The 13734-nt window shown below is 41.5% G+C and carries 15 protein-coding genes and 1 tRNA gene; 7 read left to right on the forward strand and 9 right to left on the reverse strand.

What is annotated here, in order from left to right; translation table 11 throughout:
• Positions 1-119: 119 nt before the first annotated feature.
• From HHO47_RS16045 to gpmM, 5 genes are all read right to left on the reverse strand, one after another.
• Complete coding sequence (locus tag HHO47_RS16045) at positions 120-434, reverse strand: AAA family ATPase (protein WP_211183751.1); 315 nt, start codon at positions 432-434, stop codon at positions 120-122.
• Positions 435-726: 292 nt separating this feature from the next.
• Entirely contained in the window at positions 727-1491 is a 765-nt protein-coding gene (locus HHO47_RS16050) for a divergent polysaccharide deacetylase family protein (RefSeq protein ID WP_348981668.1), read from the reverse strand.
• A 42-nt stretch (positions 1492-1533) separates the two neighbouring features.
• Positions 1534-2793 carry a S41 family peptidase gene (locus HHO47_RS16055; protein ID WP_169021208.1) on the reverse strand — a complete coding sequence of 420 codons (1260 nt, stop codon included), beginning with the start codon at positions 2791-2793 and terminating at the stop codon, positions 1534-1536.
• A gap of 35 nt (positions 2794-2828) precedes the next feature.
• Complete coding sequence (locus tag HHO47_RS16060; RefSeq protein ID WP_169021209.1) at positions 2829-3983, reverse strand: murein hydrolase activator EnvC family protein; 1155 nt, start codon at positions 3981-3983, stop codon at positions 2829-2831.
• 3 nt (positions 3984-3986) lie between these two features.
• Positions 3987-5531: a 2,3-bisphosphoglycerate-independent phosphoglycerate mutase gene (gene gpmM / locus HHO47_RS16065; RefSeq protein WP_169021210.1), complete on the reverse strand. Its 1545-nt coding sequence runs from the start codon at positions 5529-5531 to the stop codon at positions 3987-3989.
• A 200-nt stretch (positions 5532-5731) separates the two neighbouring features.
• Here gpmM and HHO47_RS16070 point away from each other — a divergent pair, with 200 nt between their 5' ends.
• From HHO47_RS16070 to gpsA, 4 genes are read left to right on the forward strand one after another with little or no spacing between them, the layout of a single operon-like run.
• Positions 5732-6163, forward strand: a complete 432-nt coding sequence (locus tag HHO47_RS16070) for a rhodanese-like domain-containing protein (RefSeq protein WP_169021211.1) — start codon at positions 5732-5734, stop codon at positions 6161-6163.
• A 31-nt stretch (positions 6164-6194) separates the two neighbouring features.
• Positions 6195-6452: a glutaredoxin 3 gene (grxC, locus tag HHO47_RS16075; RefSeq protein ID WP_169021212.1), complete on the forward strand. Its 258-nt coding sequence runs from the start codon at positions 6195-6197 to the stop codon at positions 6450-6452.
• A gap of 38 nt (positions 6453-6490) precedes the next feature.
• Positions 6491-6979 carry a protein-export chaperone SecB gene (gene secB / locus HHO47_RS16080; protein ID WP_169021213.1) on the forward strand — a complete coding sequence of 163 codons (489 nt, stop codon included), beginning with the start codon at positions 6491-6493 and terminating at the stop codon, positions 6977-6979.
• 3 nt (positions 6980-6982) lie between these two features.
• Positions 6983-7990, forward strand: a complete 1008-nt coding sequence (gene gpsA / locus HHO47_RS16085; RefSeq protein ID WP_169021214.1) for an NAD(P)H-dependent glycerol-3-phosphate dehydrogenase — start codon at positions 6983-6985, stop codon at positions 7988-7990.
• Positions 7991-8199: 209 nt separating this feature from the next.
• Here the strand turns inward: gpsA and trmL are convergent, their stop codons facing one another.
• Positions 8200-8664: a tRNA (uridine(34)/cytosine(34)/5-carboxymethylaminomethyluridine(34)-2'-O)-methyltransferase TrmL gene (gene trmL / locus HHO47_RS16090; protein WP_169021215.1), complete on the reverse strand. Its 465-nt coding sequence runs from the start codon at positions 8662-8664 to the stop codon at positions 8200-8202.
• Positions 8665-8771: 107 nt separating this feature from the next.
• Here trmL and HHO47_RS16095 point away from each other — a divergent pair, with 107 nt between their 5' ends.
• Positions 8772-9683, forward strand: coding sequence for a cation diffusion facilitator family transporter (locus HHO47_RS16095; RefSeq protein ID WP_348981669.1), 912 nt, complete (start codon positions 8772-8774; stop codon positions 9681-9683).
• On the opposite strand, the gene HHO47_RS16100 is transcribed toward HHO47_RS16095, so the two are convergent.
• The 3 genes from HHO47_RS16100 to HHO47_RS16110 are packed head-to-tail and all read right to left on the reverse strand — an operon-like array spanning position 9659 to position 12697.
• Complete coding sequence (locus tag HHO47_RS16100; RefSeq protein ID WP_169021216.1) at positions 9659-10603, reverse strand: alpha/beta fold hydrolase; 945 nt, start codon at positions 10601-10603, stop codon at positions 9659-9661. The genes HHO47_RS16095 and HHO47_RS16100 overlap by 25 nt on opposite strands.
• A gap of 11 nt (positions 10604-10614) precedes the next feature.
• Positions 10615-12030, reverse strand: a complete 1416-nt coding sequence (locus HHO47_RS16105) for an ATP-binding protein (RefSeq protein ID WP_169021217.1) — start codon at positions 12028-12030, stop codon at positions 10615-10617.
• Positions 12008-12697 (reverse strand): response regulator transcription factor, encoded by a 690-nt coding sequence (locus HHO47_RS16110; protein ID WP_169021218.1) that lies wholly within the window; start codon positions 12695-12697, stop codon positions 12008-12010. Before HHO47_RS16110 ends, HHO47_RS16105 begins: the two co-directional genes overlap by 23 nt.
• A gap of 168 nt (positions 12698-12865) precedes the next feature.
• On the opposite strand from HHO47_RS16110, the gene HHO47_RS16115 reads away from it, so the two are divergent.
• A complete protein-coding gene (locus tag HHO47_RS16115) occupies positions 12866-13402 on the forward strand; it encodes a Spy/CpxP family protein refolding chaperone (protein WP_169021219.1) in 537 nt (178 codons plus the stop codon).
• 252 nt (positions 13403-13654) lie between these two features.
• Positions 13655-13731 (forward strand) — tRNA-Trp (locus HHO47_RS16120).
• The last annotated feature ends 3 nt before the right edge of the window (positions 13732-13734 follow it).

A 13734-nucleotide genomic window follows, 5' to 3' on the forward strand; every position in this document is an offset into this window, starting at 1 on the left:
TTTTGATCTCTGACTAAAGAAATTGCATCAAGTTTAAATTCTTTGGTATATTTTTTACGTTTTGTCATTTCTGTTCTCCAGTTAAGCTTATTATGTCTTAACTGGGGTAGTCGAATCCATTAAACCAATCCATTAGGATCAGCGAACTCTACGGTTACTGATACTTTAGGAATCTTTTTTAGTTGATTCTCTTCAGTATCATCACTGACAACAGACTTTAGAAAATCGATAACGGCATCTTTGTTGATATCAGAAACACTCAAACGCTTCTGGTTGAAGTCTATTTGGTTGCCACTCAAAGGTAACGAAAGTGCGGTGAAAAAGTTCGTCTTACCAGTATCGTTTTCACCAATAACAACTGTCAGTTGTTGAAGTCTAGCTTCGAAAGTGCGGAAACTACGGTAGTTGTTAATCGTTACCTTTCTGATGTACATAGGAATTTCCAAAAAAGAATACAAGCGTAAGCCACTAATGTACTACAGGTTTGTGGTTTTGTATTGTTCCTGCTACTTGTTGGTGCCTAAGTGTGATCGCACGTAACTCAGAAATGTCCATACACGAGTTAAAACCAACGACCGCTCTTCGCTCGAAGCTGTCACTCAATTTTATTCTTATATCGTTGGGTTTCGTTGCTCTCACTCACAACTTACGTGATTAATTTAACGACGAACTATGCTGTTTTCCTAGAGCCTAGAACCTAGCACCTTTTCCCTTGAAACTTGTCCCTTACCTCGCACTGACCCCTTTATGCTCTGCCTGTGCGAGTTGTATATATTTACGCTCTACCAGTTGCGATAGTGGCATCAGTTCAAAACCTTGTTGTTCAAGTTCGGGTAGCATGCGCTGTAAAAATTCGATGGTTTCAGGGTAAGGATGGGCAATCGCGATGGCGAAGTTATAACGCTCGGCTTTATACTTTAGTTCGTTGAGGCGAAATTGCAGCTGCTGTTCATTAACGATGTTATCTAAAAACACATGGCGGCCGACATTTTCAACGCCATATAAGTTGGCAACATTTTGCGCTTGGCTTAATTCTGTAGTGCGGCTATCTAAAAAGTACAAATTGCGCTTTTTCAGCACCTCCATAGTCCATTTCATGGGCTGGCTTTCTTGAGTAAGTGCTGAGCCCATATGATTATTTACACCTTTCACCTGAGGTAAGGTTGCAAGCGCATTGCCGAGGGTGATTTGTAATTGTGCTTTACTCATATTGCTAGTGAGCGCACCAGGGCCGAGTGCTTTGCTGCTGTCGAGTGCTTGCATGGGAATATGCAGCAGTAATTCTTTATTTGATTTACTGGCTAGGCGCGCAAAAATTTGCGAATAGGGGGTATGAGGCAAAATCGAGAACGATATTTTACCTGGTAAATTTAGGATTTCGAGGTCGCGTTGATGGTTGCCAATATCATCAATCACAATCGCTATTTGCTTATTTGCGGCAACCGTTGGCAAGCTAAAAAAAAGCCAGAACAGCCAAGTTAATTTTTTCACGTTTATAATTTTTATGATCTTTTTTATAGTGAGCTAAAAGCTTTATTTCATTGTTAATAGTTGCTGTGCTTTTAATAATAGTGGATCAGCTGAGTCTGTGCGTGACCATAGCTGATCATCATTTCCTTGTTTGTTTTTTATTATAACTACTTTATCAATTTGCGAAAGGGTTGATTGATTAATCGCCACATCAGGTGTGACTCCAATCCCATCAATTGATTGTCCAGAGGGTGTAAAGTATTTTGCTGTAGTTAATTTAAGAGCGGTATTACCGTTCCCTAGTGGAATTAATGATTGTACTGAGCCTTTGCCAAATGATTGACTGCCAATTAGTGTGGCACGGTGATTGTCTTTAAGTGCAGCGGCTAAAATCTCTGCTGCTGAGGCCGAATTTTCATTAATAAGTACGACGATTGGCGCACCATTTAAAATATCACCTTTTTTGGCGCGAAAGTGTTTGTTAGCATCGTAAAAACGGCCTTTGGTGGTGACGATAGTACCACTTTGTAAAAACAGATCAGATATCGCTACCGCACTTTGTAATGTGCCGCCTGGATTATCGCGTAGATCAATTACTAAGCCTGTTAGCGCTGCACCGTAATTGCTTTGTAGTATCGTTATTTGTCGTGCTACATCATGCAAGGTGTGATTGGTAAAGCTATTTATTGCCAAATAGCCAATACCAAACTCTGATAATGAACTGGTGACACTCTCTAAGTTAATCTCTGATCTAGTCAGAGTAAAATAAATGGCTTGTGGTGAGTTACCTCGTTCAACCGTTAAGGTCACCGTTGCTGTGTCACTAGCTTTAATCATTTGCGCAACTTGATTGATGTCTTTATGTGCGACCGTTTGCTGATTAACGGCAAGTAGCACATCATTCATTTGTACTCCGGCAATGGCTGCAGGAGAGTCTTTAATCGTGTTTACAATAACAATTTTTTGTTGTTGCTGTTTTACTTCAATCCCAAGGCCTGTATAGCGGCCGTTGGTACTGCTAAATAGCGCTTCTAACTCGTGTTCATCAAGGTATTGAGAGTAAGGATCAAGCTGCGCGAGTAGGGCTTCAAACTGTTGACTACTTTCAAAGCTTTGTTGCAAAGCTAAGTCTTCAACATAATAGGCATGGATATTAAAGAGGATTTCGTTTTTTTGTTGGCTTTTTAAATCACCCACCGAGGTTACTGCAAAGCTATTAAAACTCAGGCACAAAAAAACGCTAACGAGTAATAAATAGCTTATTAGAATGCGATTAAAAGCAGGGTATTGTAACCGCTGTATTTGTAATTGTGTATTTGGCATCAGCTGCTCCCAGTGGGGTGCAGCTGTTTAATCACTTAAATGCGTCTGCACCATGTTACAGGATTTACTGCGCGTCCTTTGTAGCGTATTTCAAAGTATAGACCAGAATTTGCTTGTCCGCCGCTTTGACCAACTAAAGCGATAATATCGCCTTGGCGTACTATATCACCTACGTCTTTTAGTAAGGTTTGAGTATGGCCATATAAACTCATAAAGCCTTCACCGTGGTCAATAACAATAACCCAGCCATAGCCTTTGAGCCAATCGGCATAGACCACTTGACCATTGTGGACGCTATGCACATTATTGCCTTCATTAGCGCCAATTAATACGCCTTTCCAGTCAATACCACCGTGTTTGTGTTGGCCGAAGCTGTGCTCAATTTTACCTTTTGTTGGCCAGTTCAATTTACCTTTACTGCTTGCTAAGCCGAGTAGTTCAACCTTTTTACTCTTCTCTTTTTCCAGCTTTTGCAGGGTTGTGACTAAGGTTTTCTCATTTTCTTTTAGGTAATCAATAGAGTTTTTGGTTGAACTAAGTTTGGTTTTTAGCTCACTAATATTTGCTTTACGTTGCTGCTGTGCAGCTATTAGTCCTTGCTGGCGATTGGCTTGCTCTTTATGCAGCACTACTAAGTGTTGTTTGGTTTTTTCAAGCTCGATTTGTATTTCTTCAATTTCAATTAATAGCGCTTTTAATTCATCAATTTGCTCAATACGCGCTTTGTTGAGGTAATTGTAATAACTTAATGTGCGTTCAATCTGTGCAGTATTTTCTTGATTCAGCAGCATTTTTGAATAGTCATGGCCACCTGACATGTAAGCACTTTTAATTTGTGCAGCAAGTGTATGTTGCTGCTTTAGGCGTTTTTCCTCAAGTGCATCAGCTTGCTGTTGTTGCTGCTTTTGTTGTTTTTCTGTATCGCGAATTGATTGCTCGGCAATATTCAGTGCCTTGGCGTTTTTTGCGATCTCGAGTTCGTGCTGTTGTAGGTTCTTTTGCGATTTTTCGATGTATTTACGCTGGGCGGCAAGTTCAGCTTGGCTTTGTTTTAAGGCTGTTTGAATTTCGCTGAGATCTTTTTTAGTACGCTCTTCATTAGCGACGGTAGGGGCCGTCACTAATGAAGTGAGTATTAACGCAGTAACAACGAGCGTACTAAAAATTAGTGGGTTAATACTTTTATTCATGGTTTATTTCAATGTCATGATTGGTGTGCCAGTCATTTCGCTTGGTTGCTCCATGCCCATTAAGTGCAACATGGTTGGCGCAACATCACTGAGCGCTTTGCCTTCGCTTGGCGTGGCATCACGACCAACATAAATGAAATGAACCGGTTCACTGGTGTGTGCGGTATGCGCTTGGCCAGTTTTAAGATTAGCCATTTGTTCAGCATTACCGTGATCTGCTGTAATTAATGCTTCACCACCAAATTTATTCAAGGCTGCAACAACACGACCAATACAATGATCAACTGCTTCACAAGCTTTTACAGCGGCTTCAAACACGCCTGAGTGACCTACCATATCGCCATTTGGATAGTTACAAATAATTGCATCGTATTGACCGCTTTTAATCGCTTCGACGAGTTTATCGGTGAGCATTTCTGAGTTCATCTCAGGTTGTAGGTCGTATGTAGCTACTTGTGGTGATGGGATCAACTCGCGTGTTTCACCTTTAAATTCATCTTCACGTCCGCCACTGAAGAAAAATGTCACATGTGCATATTTTTCGGTTTCCGAGATTCGCAGTTGTGTTTTGCCATGTTTTTCAAACCATTCACCCAATACATTAGTGAGTGGTTCTGGCGCAAAGGCTGCTGGTGCATCTATATCAGCTGCGTATTCGGTCAACATAACAAAGCCACTTAGTATGGGGGCTTTTTTCTTGGTGAAACCGTCAAAGTCTTTATCAACAAATGCGCGGGTCATTTCACGAGCGCGGTCGGCTCTAAAGTTTAAGAAAATAACCGTATCGCCATCATTAATTTGTACTGCGTCTTGGCCTTGTGCTGCAATGGTAGTTGCAACAACAAACTCATCGTTTTCATCACGTTCGTAAGCCGCAGCTAATGCATCAACACCATTTTTGTAGCTATGTTGTGCGATCCCACTGACCATTAGGTCGTAAGCTTGCTCCACCCGGTTCCAGCGATTATCGCGGTCCATTGCGTAGTAGCGACCAATGAGCGATGCTAAGCGACCACAGTTTAATTTGCTAAACAGTGCTTCAATACGTTCAATTGACGTTTTTGCGCTACGTGGGGGAGTATCTCGGCCATCTAAAAATGCATGAAAGTAAACTTCTTTTGCGCCGCGCGCTGCAGCTAATTCGATTGCAGCGATAATATGATCTTCATGACTATGCACACCGCCTGTGCTTAATAAACCCATTAAATGCACTGCTTTATCAGCATTCACTGCTTTATCAATGTTTTCAACTAACGTCGGATTATGTGCAAATTCACCGTCGTTTATTGCTTTAGTGATACGGGTGAAATCTTGATAAACCACGCGGCCAGCACCTAAGTTGACGTGGCCTACTTCTGAGTTGCCCATTTGCCCATCAGGAAGACCAACATCTAAACCAGATGCAGAAATTAGGGTGTGCGGGCGAGTTGCCCAAAGTTCGTCTAAAACGGGGGTGTTTGCCGCTAAAATTGCGTTGCTTTGGGTATCTTCACGGTATCCCCAACCATCTAAAATCATTAATACGAGAGGTTTTTTATGTTGTGTCATTTTGGTTCCTGAAAATTAGCTCCTGTTTAGCCTTAGCATACCGTGTTTTGTGGTTATGATCAGCAATCAAAGCTGCATATTAAAATATTTCACTCTCTGGTAATTTCTAATCAAGCACGTATACTTGCGTGGCTAGGGCATTGCCCTTACGTTTAACCCCAGTGCTATAGGCGCGGGACAATTTTCATAGTGGAAGACGCATGGATCAATATATTGAATTTGTCGGTAATCATCCGATATTAAGTTTAGCGTGGGTTGCTTTGGTTGCACTCATCGTGGGCGGCTGGTTTAAAAGTAAGTTTTCAGCAATTCGTCAAATAAATCCGCAACAACTAACGTTATTAATTAACCGTGAAGACGGTCTTGTTGTAGATATACGTGCCCAAAAAGAATTTAATAATGGCCGTATTGCAGGCGCTGAGCACCTTAGCCCTGAAAAAGCGAAACAATCTGACTTCTCAAGCCTTGAAAAGTCTAAGAGTAAACCTATTATATTGGTATGTACCACAGGCATGACAGCTTCAGGTATCGCAACTGCTATGCATAAAGCGGGTTTTGAATCAGTGTATGTTTTATCTGGTGGTATGGGGGCATGGCAAAGTGCGAGTCTACCAACGACAACAGGTCGCTAATTAATTTAGTTAGGCCGCTAGAGGAATTGTTATGAGTAATGTTGTTCTTTACACCAAAGCGTATTGCCCTTTTTGTCAGCGTGCTTTAGCGTTGCTAACCAGTAAAGGTGTGCAATTTACAAATATAGACATTGGTGTACAGCCTGAATTACGCGATGAAATGATTGCCAAAGCAGGTGGCGCGAGCACAGTACCGCAAATTTTTATTAATGATGAGTATATCGGCGGTTGTGACGACATGATGGCGATTGAAGCTCAAGGCAAACTTGACGCTAAGTTAAACGCTTAAGCATTTATTATAAAAACGATTAAAAGTTAGGAATTATCATGAACGAAGAAAATCAGAACGTAGCAGCACAAGAAGAAACTGGCGCACAATTTACGATTCAACGTATTTACACAAAAGATGTGTCTTTTGAAACGCCTAATTCACCTGCTATTTTCCAAAAAGAATGGACACCAGAAGTTAAGCTTGACCTTGATACACGTTCAAACAAATTAGACGAAGGCGTGTTTGAAGTAGTATTGGCATTGACTGTTACAGCTTCTATCGGTGAAGAAACGGCTTTTTTATGTGAAATTCAACAAGCGGGTATTTTCACTATCGCTGAAATTGAAGAAGTGCAACTTGCGCATATGCTTGGCGCATTTTGCCCTAACGTATTGTTCCCGTACGCACGTGAAGCGGTATCTAATCTAGTTAACCGTGGTACATTCCCACAGCTTAACCTTGCACCTGTGAACTTTGATGCGTTATTCGCGCAATACATGCAGCAACGTGCAGCGCAAGCTGAACAGGCAACTGCAGACGCATAATTGATGAATACAGCCAATTCAGCTGTTACAGTATTAGGGGCGGGGTCTTACGGCACCGCCCTCGCTATTTGCTTAGCCCGAAATGGTCACGCTGTGACACTTTGGGGGCGCAATAGCGATGACGTTGCCACGCTTGCAGCTGAGCGGAAAAATCAACGTTACCTACCTGACGTCACATTCCCTGACACTTTACACCTTGAAGCCGACTTACATACAGCCATTACGGCAAGCCAAGTGATCTTGGTTGTTGTGCCAAGTCATGCATTTGGTGATACGCTGCAGCAAATTAAGCCTTCATTACGTGAAGGGGCGCAAGTTGCATGGGCCACCAAAGGGCTTGAACCAGATACCGGCAGACTTTTGCAAGAGGTTGCACAGCAAGAGTTAGGTGATGACGTGCCGCTAGCGGTCGTATCAGGTCCTACATTTGCCAAAGAAATGGCAATGGGTTTACCTACGGCTATTTCAGTGTCGTCAACATCAACCGCTTTTGCAAAACAGCTTGCTGATTTACTGCACTGTGGTCGCTCATTTAGGGTCTATAACAATAATGATTTTATTGGTATTCAGCTCGGTGGCGCGGTTAAAAATGTGATTGCGATTGGTGCGGGTATGTCGGATGGTTTTGGTTTTGGTGCTAATGCGCGGACAGCTTTGATCACCCGTGGTTTAGCTGAGCTATGCCGCTTAGGCTGTGCGCTTGGCGCTAAGTCAGAAACCTTTATGGGCATGGCAGGGTTGGGAGATTTGATTCTAACGTGCACCGATAATCAGTCTCGTAATCGTCGTTTTGGTTTAGCGCTGGGCAAAGGTGAAGGTGTTGAGCAGGCGATAGCATCAATTGGTCAAGTGGTCGAAGGTTATCGCAACACCAAAGAAGTCTATTTACTTGCACAACGTGCTGGTATTGAAATGCCGATCACTGAGCAAATCTATCAGGTACTTTATGAAAATAAAGACGTGAAAGAAGCCGCAATGGCGTTATTAGGTCGCGAGCAAAAATCAGAGTAACAGCGGCAGCTAACTTAGTAACTAAAACGGTACTCAGTCATTCACCTGGTTAGAGTGTTTTTTTATGGTTGTTTTTTCGAGATAAACGGCTACTTATTCAGCACAAAGCGGGTGGCTATAATAGCCCTGCATGGTATTACAGCCCATAACAGGTAGCCTATACCCAGACCAACGACGTTCTCGCTGGGTATAGGCGCATTTAATGTCACTTACTGCGCGTTAGGAAAGCCTAACTGACGCCATGATTCATAAACAAAAACAGCCACTGCATTTGATAAGTTCATACTTCTACTATTTGCTTGCATTGGAATACGCACGCGTTGCTCATTCGGTAGTGACTGAATTAAATCATCCGGTAAGCCACGTGTTTCTGGACCAAACACTAAGCAATCACCTGCTTCATAGCTAGCTTGATGATGGAATTGACTGCCTTTGGTGGTGCACGCATATACTTTTTTTGGCTGGCATTTTTCAAGGTATGCTGCAAACGAGGCATGGCGTTGCACATGGCTAAATTCATGGTAATCAAGGCCTGCTCTTTTTACGCGCTTATCGTCCCATTCAAAGCCTAAAGGCTCAATTAAATGCAAAGCATAGCCCGTATTTGCACACAGGCGAATAATATTTCCCGTGTTAGGTGGTATTTCAGGTTGGTATAAAACGATATCAAGCATAACGAGCCTTATTGGTGATCTACATTTTGACGTTCGAGAGTATACACGAAACAGATAAAAAAAATGATATACTCATTTTAAGCAAATATTTTAAGCATAGGCAAAACGTGCATCAGCGTAGTTACGAGTTTTGGGTAAAAACAGCAAGTGCAGTCACCATGGTGATGGTGAGCTTGATGATTGCGGCTAAATGTTGGGCATGGCTTGCATCTGGCTCTGCATCAATGCTTGGCTCACTGACAGATTCTTTGATGGATATTATCGCCTCAGCAATGAGTTTTATGGTGCTTGGTTATGCCTTGCGCCCTGCGGATGACGACCATCGCTTTGGTCATGGGAAAGCTGAAGCTTTAGCTGGGTTAGGGCAAGCTGCTTTTATTGCCGGTTCTGGCTGTTTATTAGCGTTTCATGGCATTGAGCGGTTATTTAATCCAGTGGTACTAAATCACTCTATGCTGGGCGTGTGGGTGAGCATTTTTGCCATTGTCTGTACTTTAGTGGTGGTTTACGTACAAACTAAAGTTATAAGGCATACCGAATCTATTGCGATCAAAGCAGACTCAGTACATTACAAAGGTGACTTAATTTTAAATGCCGCAGTATTGATTGCGATATTACTGGCACAAAGTGGCATGCTTTACGCCGATCCTATTTTTGCTATTGGCGTTGCCGGTTATTTACTTTATAACAGTTGGGATATTGCTAGGCAAAGCGCTGATCATTTAATGGATAAAGAGCTACCAGAGGAAGAAAAAGCTAGCATTATAGCAATCGCTAACAGTCATAATGACGTATTTGGCGTACACGATATCCGCACGCGACAAGGCGGTAAAGTTAAGTTTATTCAAATGCATTTAGAGCTTGAAGATCAATTGCCTTTGATCCGCGCTCACTATGTAGCGGATGAAGTGGTGGCGATGATCCAACAAGAATTTAATTGTGAAATGGATATTTTGATCCACCAAGATCCCATGTCACTGAGTCAAACAAATGCTCAACTCAGTGAATCACAAAATTGATAAAAACGGCTAAGTACAGCTTGGCGAATGGTATCTTGTTCAAACAATAACTCGTGCTTAGCATTCGCAAATGTTTGCAAAATAGCATTACTTTGACGGTGAACTAAGGCTAATTGGGCTTGGTTATCAACCACAGTGTCGTGCTCTGCACTGGCTACAAAAAGTGGTATCGATAGCTGTTGTTGCTCAAGAGTTGCCATAAAAGAAAAAGCTTCATTTAACCAACCGTAAGTTACTCCTCCTAATTGTAGCGCACTATCCGTTTGGTAGGTTTGTCTAAATAAATCATAGCGAGTTTCGCTACTGGTAAGGTCGTTCTGGGTAAAAGCAATAGGCAGATAATCTGCTTGGCCAAACGCATAGTGTTTATTAAAACCAAATAAACAGGCAATACGGGCGGCAAGTTTAGCCAGTGATTTGGGAGTGCCTTTGGTGAAAATATCAAACATAGGGGAAGACAAAAATACCCCACTGTAGTTATGTTCAAACCGAGTTAGGAAATCAAAGGCAATTGCACCGCCCATTGAATGCCCTAGGATAATCTTTTTGCCTTGGTAGAGTTTACTGACAATTAAACGGTCAAACAGGGCGAAATCATCGGCATAATCACTAAATTTATTAACAAAACCTTTATGAGGATTGGCTAAAACGCGATAAGAGCGGCCTTGGCCTTGATGATCAATAATAAACACCGCGTAGTTATTTTTATATAACTCCCAAATCAGCTCTTGGTATTTATCTAATCCCTCAATGCGTCCGGAGCAAATAACAACCGCAGCCTTAGCATGCTCAGGTATCACATAGCCATAATATAAATCGCCATTATCGGTAGGCAGCTGCGATTTGTGCAACTGCTGCTGAAAAAAAAGTGTGATCTCAGGTTGTTGGGTAAGTAGGTTTTGTTCTGTACTGTAAAACATAATGGCCATGATTATTGTTGTTTATCCAGTGGTAAGGCGATACGCACACATAACCCACTTGGTTGTTTATTATGCAGCGTTAAACTGCCAGCATGAGCGGCAATGGCATTTTTAGCAATCGCTAAGCCAAGTCCTGTACCACCGCTAGTTCTGTCTCTTGCATCGGATTGTCGAAAAAATGGCTCGCATAGCTTAGTTAAATTTTGTGGCTCAACACCTGGACCATCATCACAGATTTCAATATAAATAGCATCGCTTAAACTTAATGTAATTGTGATGTTTTTCTCTGAGTATTTGATAGCGTTACGTAATACGTTTTCTAACGCACTGGCAATTAGGCTCTCATCACAATGAATATCAATATTTAGGTTACCGTTTACGAGTAATTGTTTGTGGGTCTGTTTAGCCTCAAATTGTGCGTCATTTAAAACGTGATCAATAATGATCTGTAAGGATTGTTGATGCAGCGATAGCGCCTGACTTTTCGCCTCTAAGCGCGATACTTGCAGCACATCAGCAATCATTTTATCGAGTTGATTTGCTTCTTTTTCAATGCGTAATAAATAGGTTTGGTTTTCTTCCGGCGTTTGCATTTGCGCAAGCCCTGTGGCCATTTTAAGACGAGTTAGGGGGGAGCGCAACTCGTGAGATATATCAGCCAATAAGCGCTTTTGTGCACTAATAAGTTGCTCTAACTGAGTTGCCATACTATTAAAGTCACGGCCAAGTACGGCTAGTTCATCTTGTCTGTTTGGATCAATTTCAGCACGCGCGGTTAAATCGCCGTCAGAGAGCTTAATTGCAGCTTGCTTTAAGTGATTAATAGGCGCAATTAGATTACGACTAAATATAAAACTTAAAGTTAATGAAGCCAGTAAAGCAATGATCACTTTTAGCCAAATCGGCATCAACTTTAATCGGATAAAAAATGGCGGTTGATGATTCTCATCAATTTCGTATAGATAAAATTGTCCCTCAGGAAGGTTTATTTTTATTGGTCCGAATGCTTGATAATACTCGGTAAAAATAATTTGTGGCGACATGTTCTTAGTAAAATTAAGTAAACTTAAATCAATCTCGCTTGATGGTACTCTGCTACTGAGCGAGTGATCGGGTTGATCTGAATTCAAATATAGTAACTTTCTTTTTGCACGCCGAGGATGGGTTAAAATCTCAGTAATCGATTTGTTATGTTTTAATGCCATACGTTCGATGCCTTTGGCCGTGTATTGCAAGTTTTTCAGCATGGGTCCATGTAAGTTTTCACAACTGACTTGATTGGTCGCAATGTTACTTAAAAACACCAATGCAGTAATGGTGCCTATTACAGTTAGCCAAAACCATACAAAAATTTTGAAAAATAAAAAGTGCTGAGGGTGCTTCAGCCAAGAAAACAGAGTTTTATTACTCCCCTTGGATAAAGACATAACCCGTTCCTCGCATGGTTTTTATTCGTTCTGCATTGTTGAACTCGGCAATTTTTTTACGAATATTACTGACATGCATATCAATTGAGCGATCGAAAGAGGCGAGGCGCCTACCGAGCACTTCTTCACTTATTTGTTCTTTACTGACCACTTCACCCGCGTGTTTAACCAGTAAAGCGAGTACTTCATATTCAGTACCAGTCAGGCTTAGCGGGTGTTCATCTACATACGCTTCGCGGGCAGCTAAATTTATAACAATATTATTAACGGTTAACTTATTGCTACTGGTATTTGCTAGGCTAGTAATATGCTCAATACGACGGGCAATCGCTTTTACTCGGGCAAGTAATTCTCGGTGGTTAAAAGGTTTTGGAATGTAATCATCAGCGCCTAGTTCAAGGCCAAAAATACGATCAAAGTCTTCACCTTTGGCGGTCAGCATGATCACCGGCGTTAATTTTTTTTGCCTAAGCTGTTTTAATACTTCAAAGCCATCGAGTTTAGGAAGCATTACATCGAGTAAAATTAATGCATATTCTTGCTCAAGCGCTTGTTTTAAGCCTTGTTCACCATTATGCGCACATTCTATTTGAAAACCTTGCGCAGTTAAGTACTCCGAGAGTAACTCACATAAACCGGTATCATCATCAATCATTAATAGCTTCATTTGCTCACCTTAACCACGCTGGAATAACTTCATTTTACGCCTTAACGCACTTAAAAGTGAACCTTTACACAACCTTTACATTGCTTTGCGCTACTTTGCACTAGGTTAGTTATAGTGAATATAACAACTGAACAGACACTAAGTTACAACCAAGCAAAGGTAATGATTATGACTATTTCAAATAAACTTTCTAAACTAGTATTAATTTGTGGATTAGCAACAGCAACCTTAGGCACTGGTGCCGTAATAGCAAAAGAGGGCATGGCTCATAAGCCTGGCCATTTTCATCAGCACAAACAAGCACGCTTTTTACTCTCTGAGCGCGGGGTTAAAAAGCTTGATTTAACTGAACAACAACAAACTCAGCTAAAAAGCATTTTTGCTGCGCAAAAAGCACAGTTTAAAGCGCTACGTGGCAACGATAAAGATGCCATGAAGCAAGCGCGTGTGGCACATAAAGCACAAATGCAAGCATGGTTAGATATGCCAACCTTTGATGAAGCCGCAGCAAAAGAGTTATTAGCGCAGCGCCAAACTAAAGGCGAGCAATTTGCTTTAATTAATTTAAAAACGCAGCATCAAGTATGGCAAATACTAAATGCTGAACAGCGCGAAAAGTACCAAGAAATTAAAAAGCACATACGTAAAAAAGGCCACAAAAATAGTGACAAAAAACGCAGCCGTGACGAACAAACGCCAGGCTAAGTAATTATCAAAATTATTAAGGCGAAAAAAGAGCGCGGGAGAGAGCCTGCGTTTTTTGTATTCACTTCTAGCCATCCATGTAGCAGCTATTTTATATCGCGTCATAGTGCTCAGTAACCTCGAGCTGTTGCGTGAATCGACATCGGTTTATGTTCGTTTAAGCCGTTTTGTTTATTTAACAAGCAGTTAAACTCAGAGAGTGATTTTTTTCTTTACCTTTAGCGAAACTTCTCTATAATTCGTCGTCATTGCAGGGGCGTAGTTCCAATTGGTAGAACAGCGGTCTCCAAAACCGATGGTTGGGAGTTCGAGTCTCTCCGCCCCTGCCACTT

The organism is Pseudoalteromonas arctica, from assembly GCF_012927645.1.
In the GTDB taxonomy this organism is placed as follows: Bacteria; Pseudomonadota; Gammaproteobacteria; order Enterobacterales; family Alteromonadaceae; genus Pseudoalteromonas; species Pseudoalteromonas arctica_A.

Bases quoted from the DNA above. Each gene is read 5' to 3' on its own strand.
- HHO47_RS16100 (WP_169021216.1), bottom strand. From the start codon at position 10,603: ATGTTTTACAGTACAGAACAAAACCTACTTACCCAACAACCTGAGATC.
- HHO47_RS16055 (WP_169021208.1), bottom strand. From the start codon at position 2,793: ATGCCAAATACACAATTACAAATACAGCGGTTACAATACCCTGCTTTT.
- trmL (WP_169021215.1), bottom strand. From the start codon at position 8,664: ATGCTTGATATCGTTTTATACCAACCTGAAATACCACCTAACACGGGA.
- grxC (WP_169021212.1), top strand. From the start codon at position 6,195: ATGAGTAATGTTGTTCTTTACACCAAAGCGTATTGCCCTTTTTGTCAG.
- secB (WP_169021213.1), top strand. From the start codon at position 6,491: ATGAACGAAGAAAATCAGAACGTAGCAGCACAAGAAGAAACTGGCGCA.
- HHO47_RS16115 (WP_169021219.1), top strand. From the start codon at position 12,866: ATGACTATTTCAAATAAACTTTCTAAACTAGTATTAATTTGTGGATTA.
- HHO47_RS16060 (WP_169021209.1), bottom strand. From the start codon at position 3,983: ATGAATAAAAGTATTAACCCACTAATTTTTAGTACGCTCGTTGTTACT.
- HHO47_RS16110 (WP_169021218.1), bottom strand. From the start codon at position 12,697: ATGAAGCTATTAATGATTGATGATGATACCGGTTTATGTGAGTTACTC.
- gpsA (WP_169021214.1), top strand. From the start codon at position 6,983: ATGAATACAGCCAATTCAGCTGTTACAGTATTAGGGGCGGGGTCTTAC.
- gpmM (WP_169021210.1), bottom strand. From the start codon at position 5,531: ATGACACAACATAAAAAACCTCTCGTATTAATGATTTTAGATGGTTGG.
- HHO47_RS16045 (WP_211183751.1), bottom strand. From the start codon at position 434: ATGTACATCAGAAAGGTAACGATTAACAACTACCGTAGTTTCCGCACT.
- HHO47_RS16105 (WP_169021217.1), bottom strand. From the start codon at position 12,030: ATGTCTTTATCCAAGGGGAGTAATAAAACTCTGTTTTCTTGGCTGAAG.
- HHO47_RS16070 (WP_169021211.1), top strand. From the start codon at position 5,732: ATGGATCAATATATTGAATTTGTCGGTAATCATCCGATATTAAGTTTA.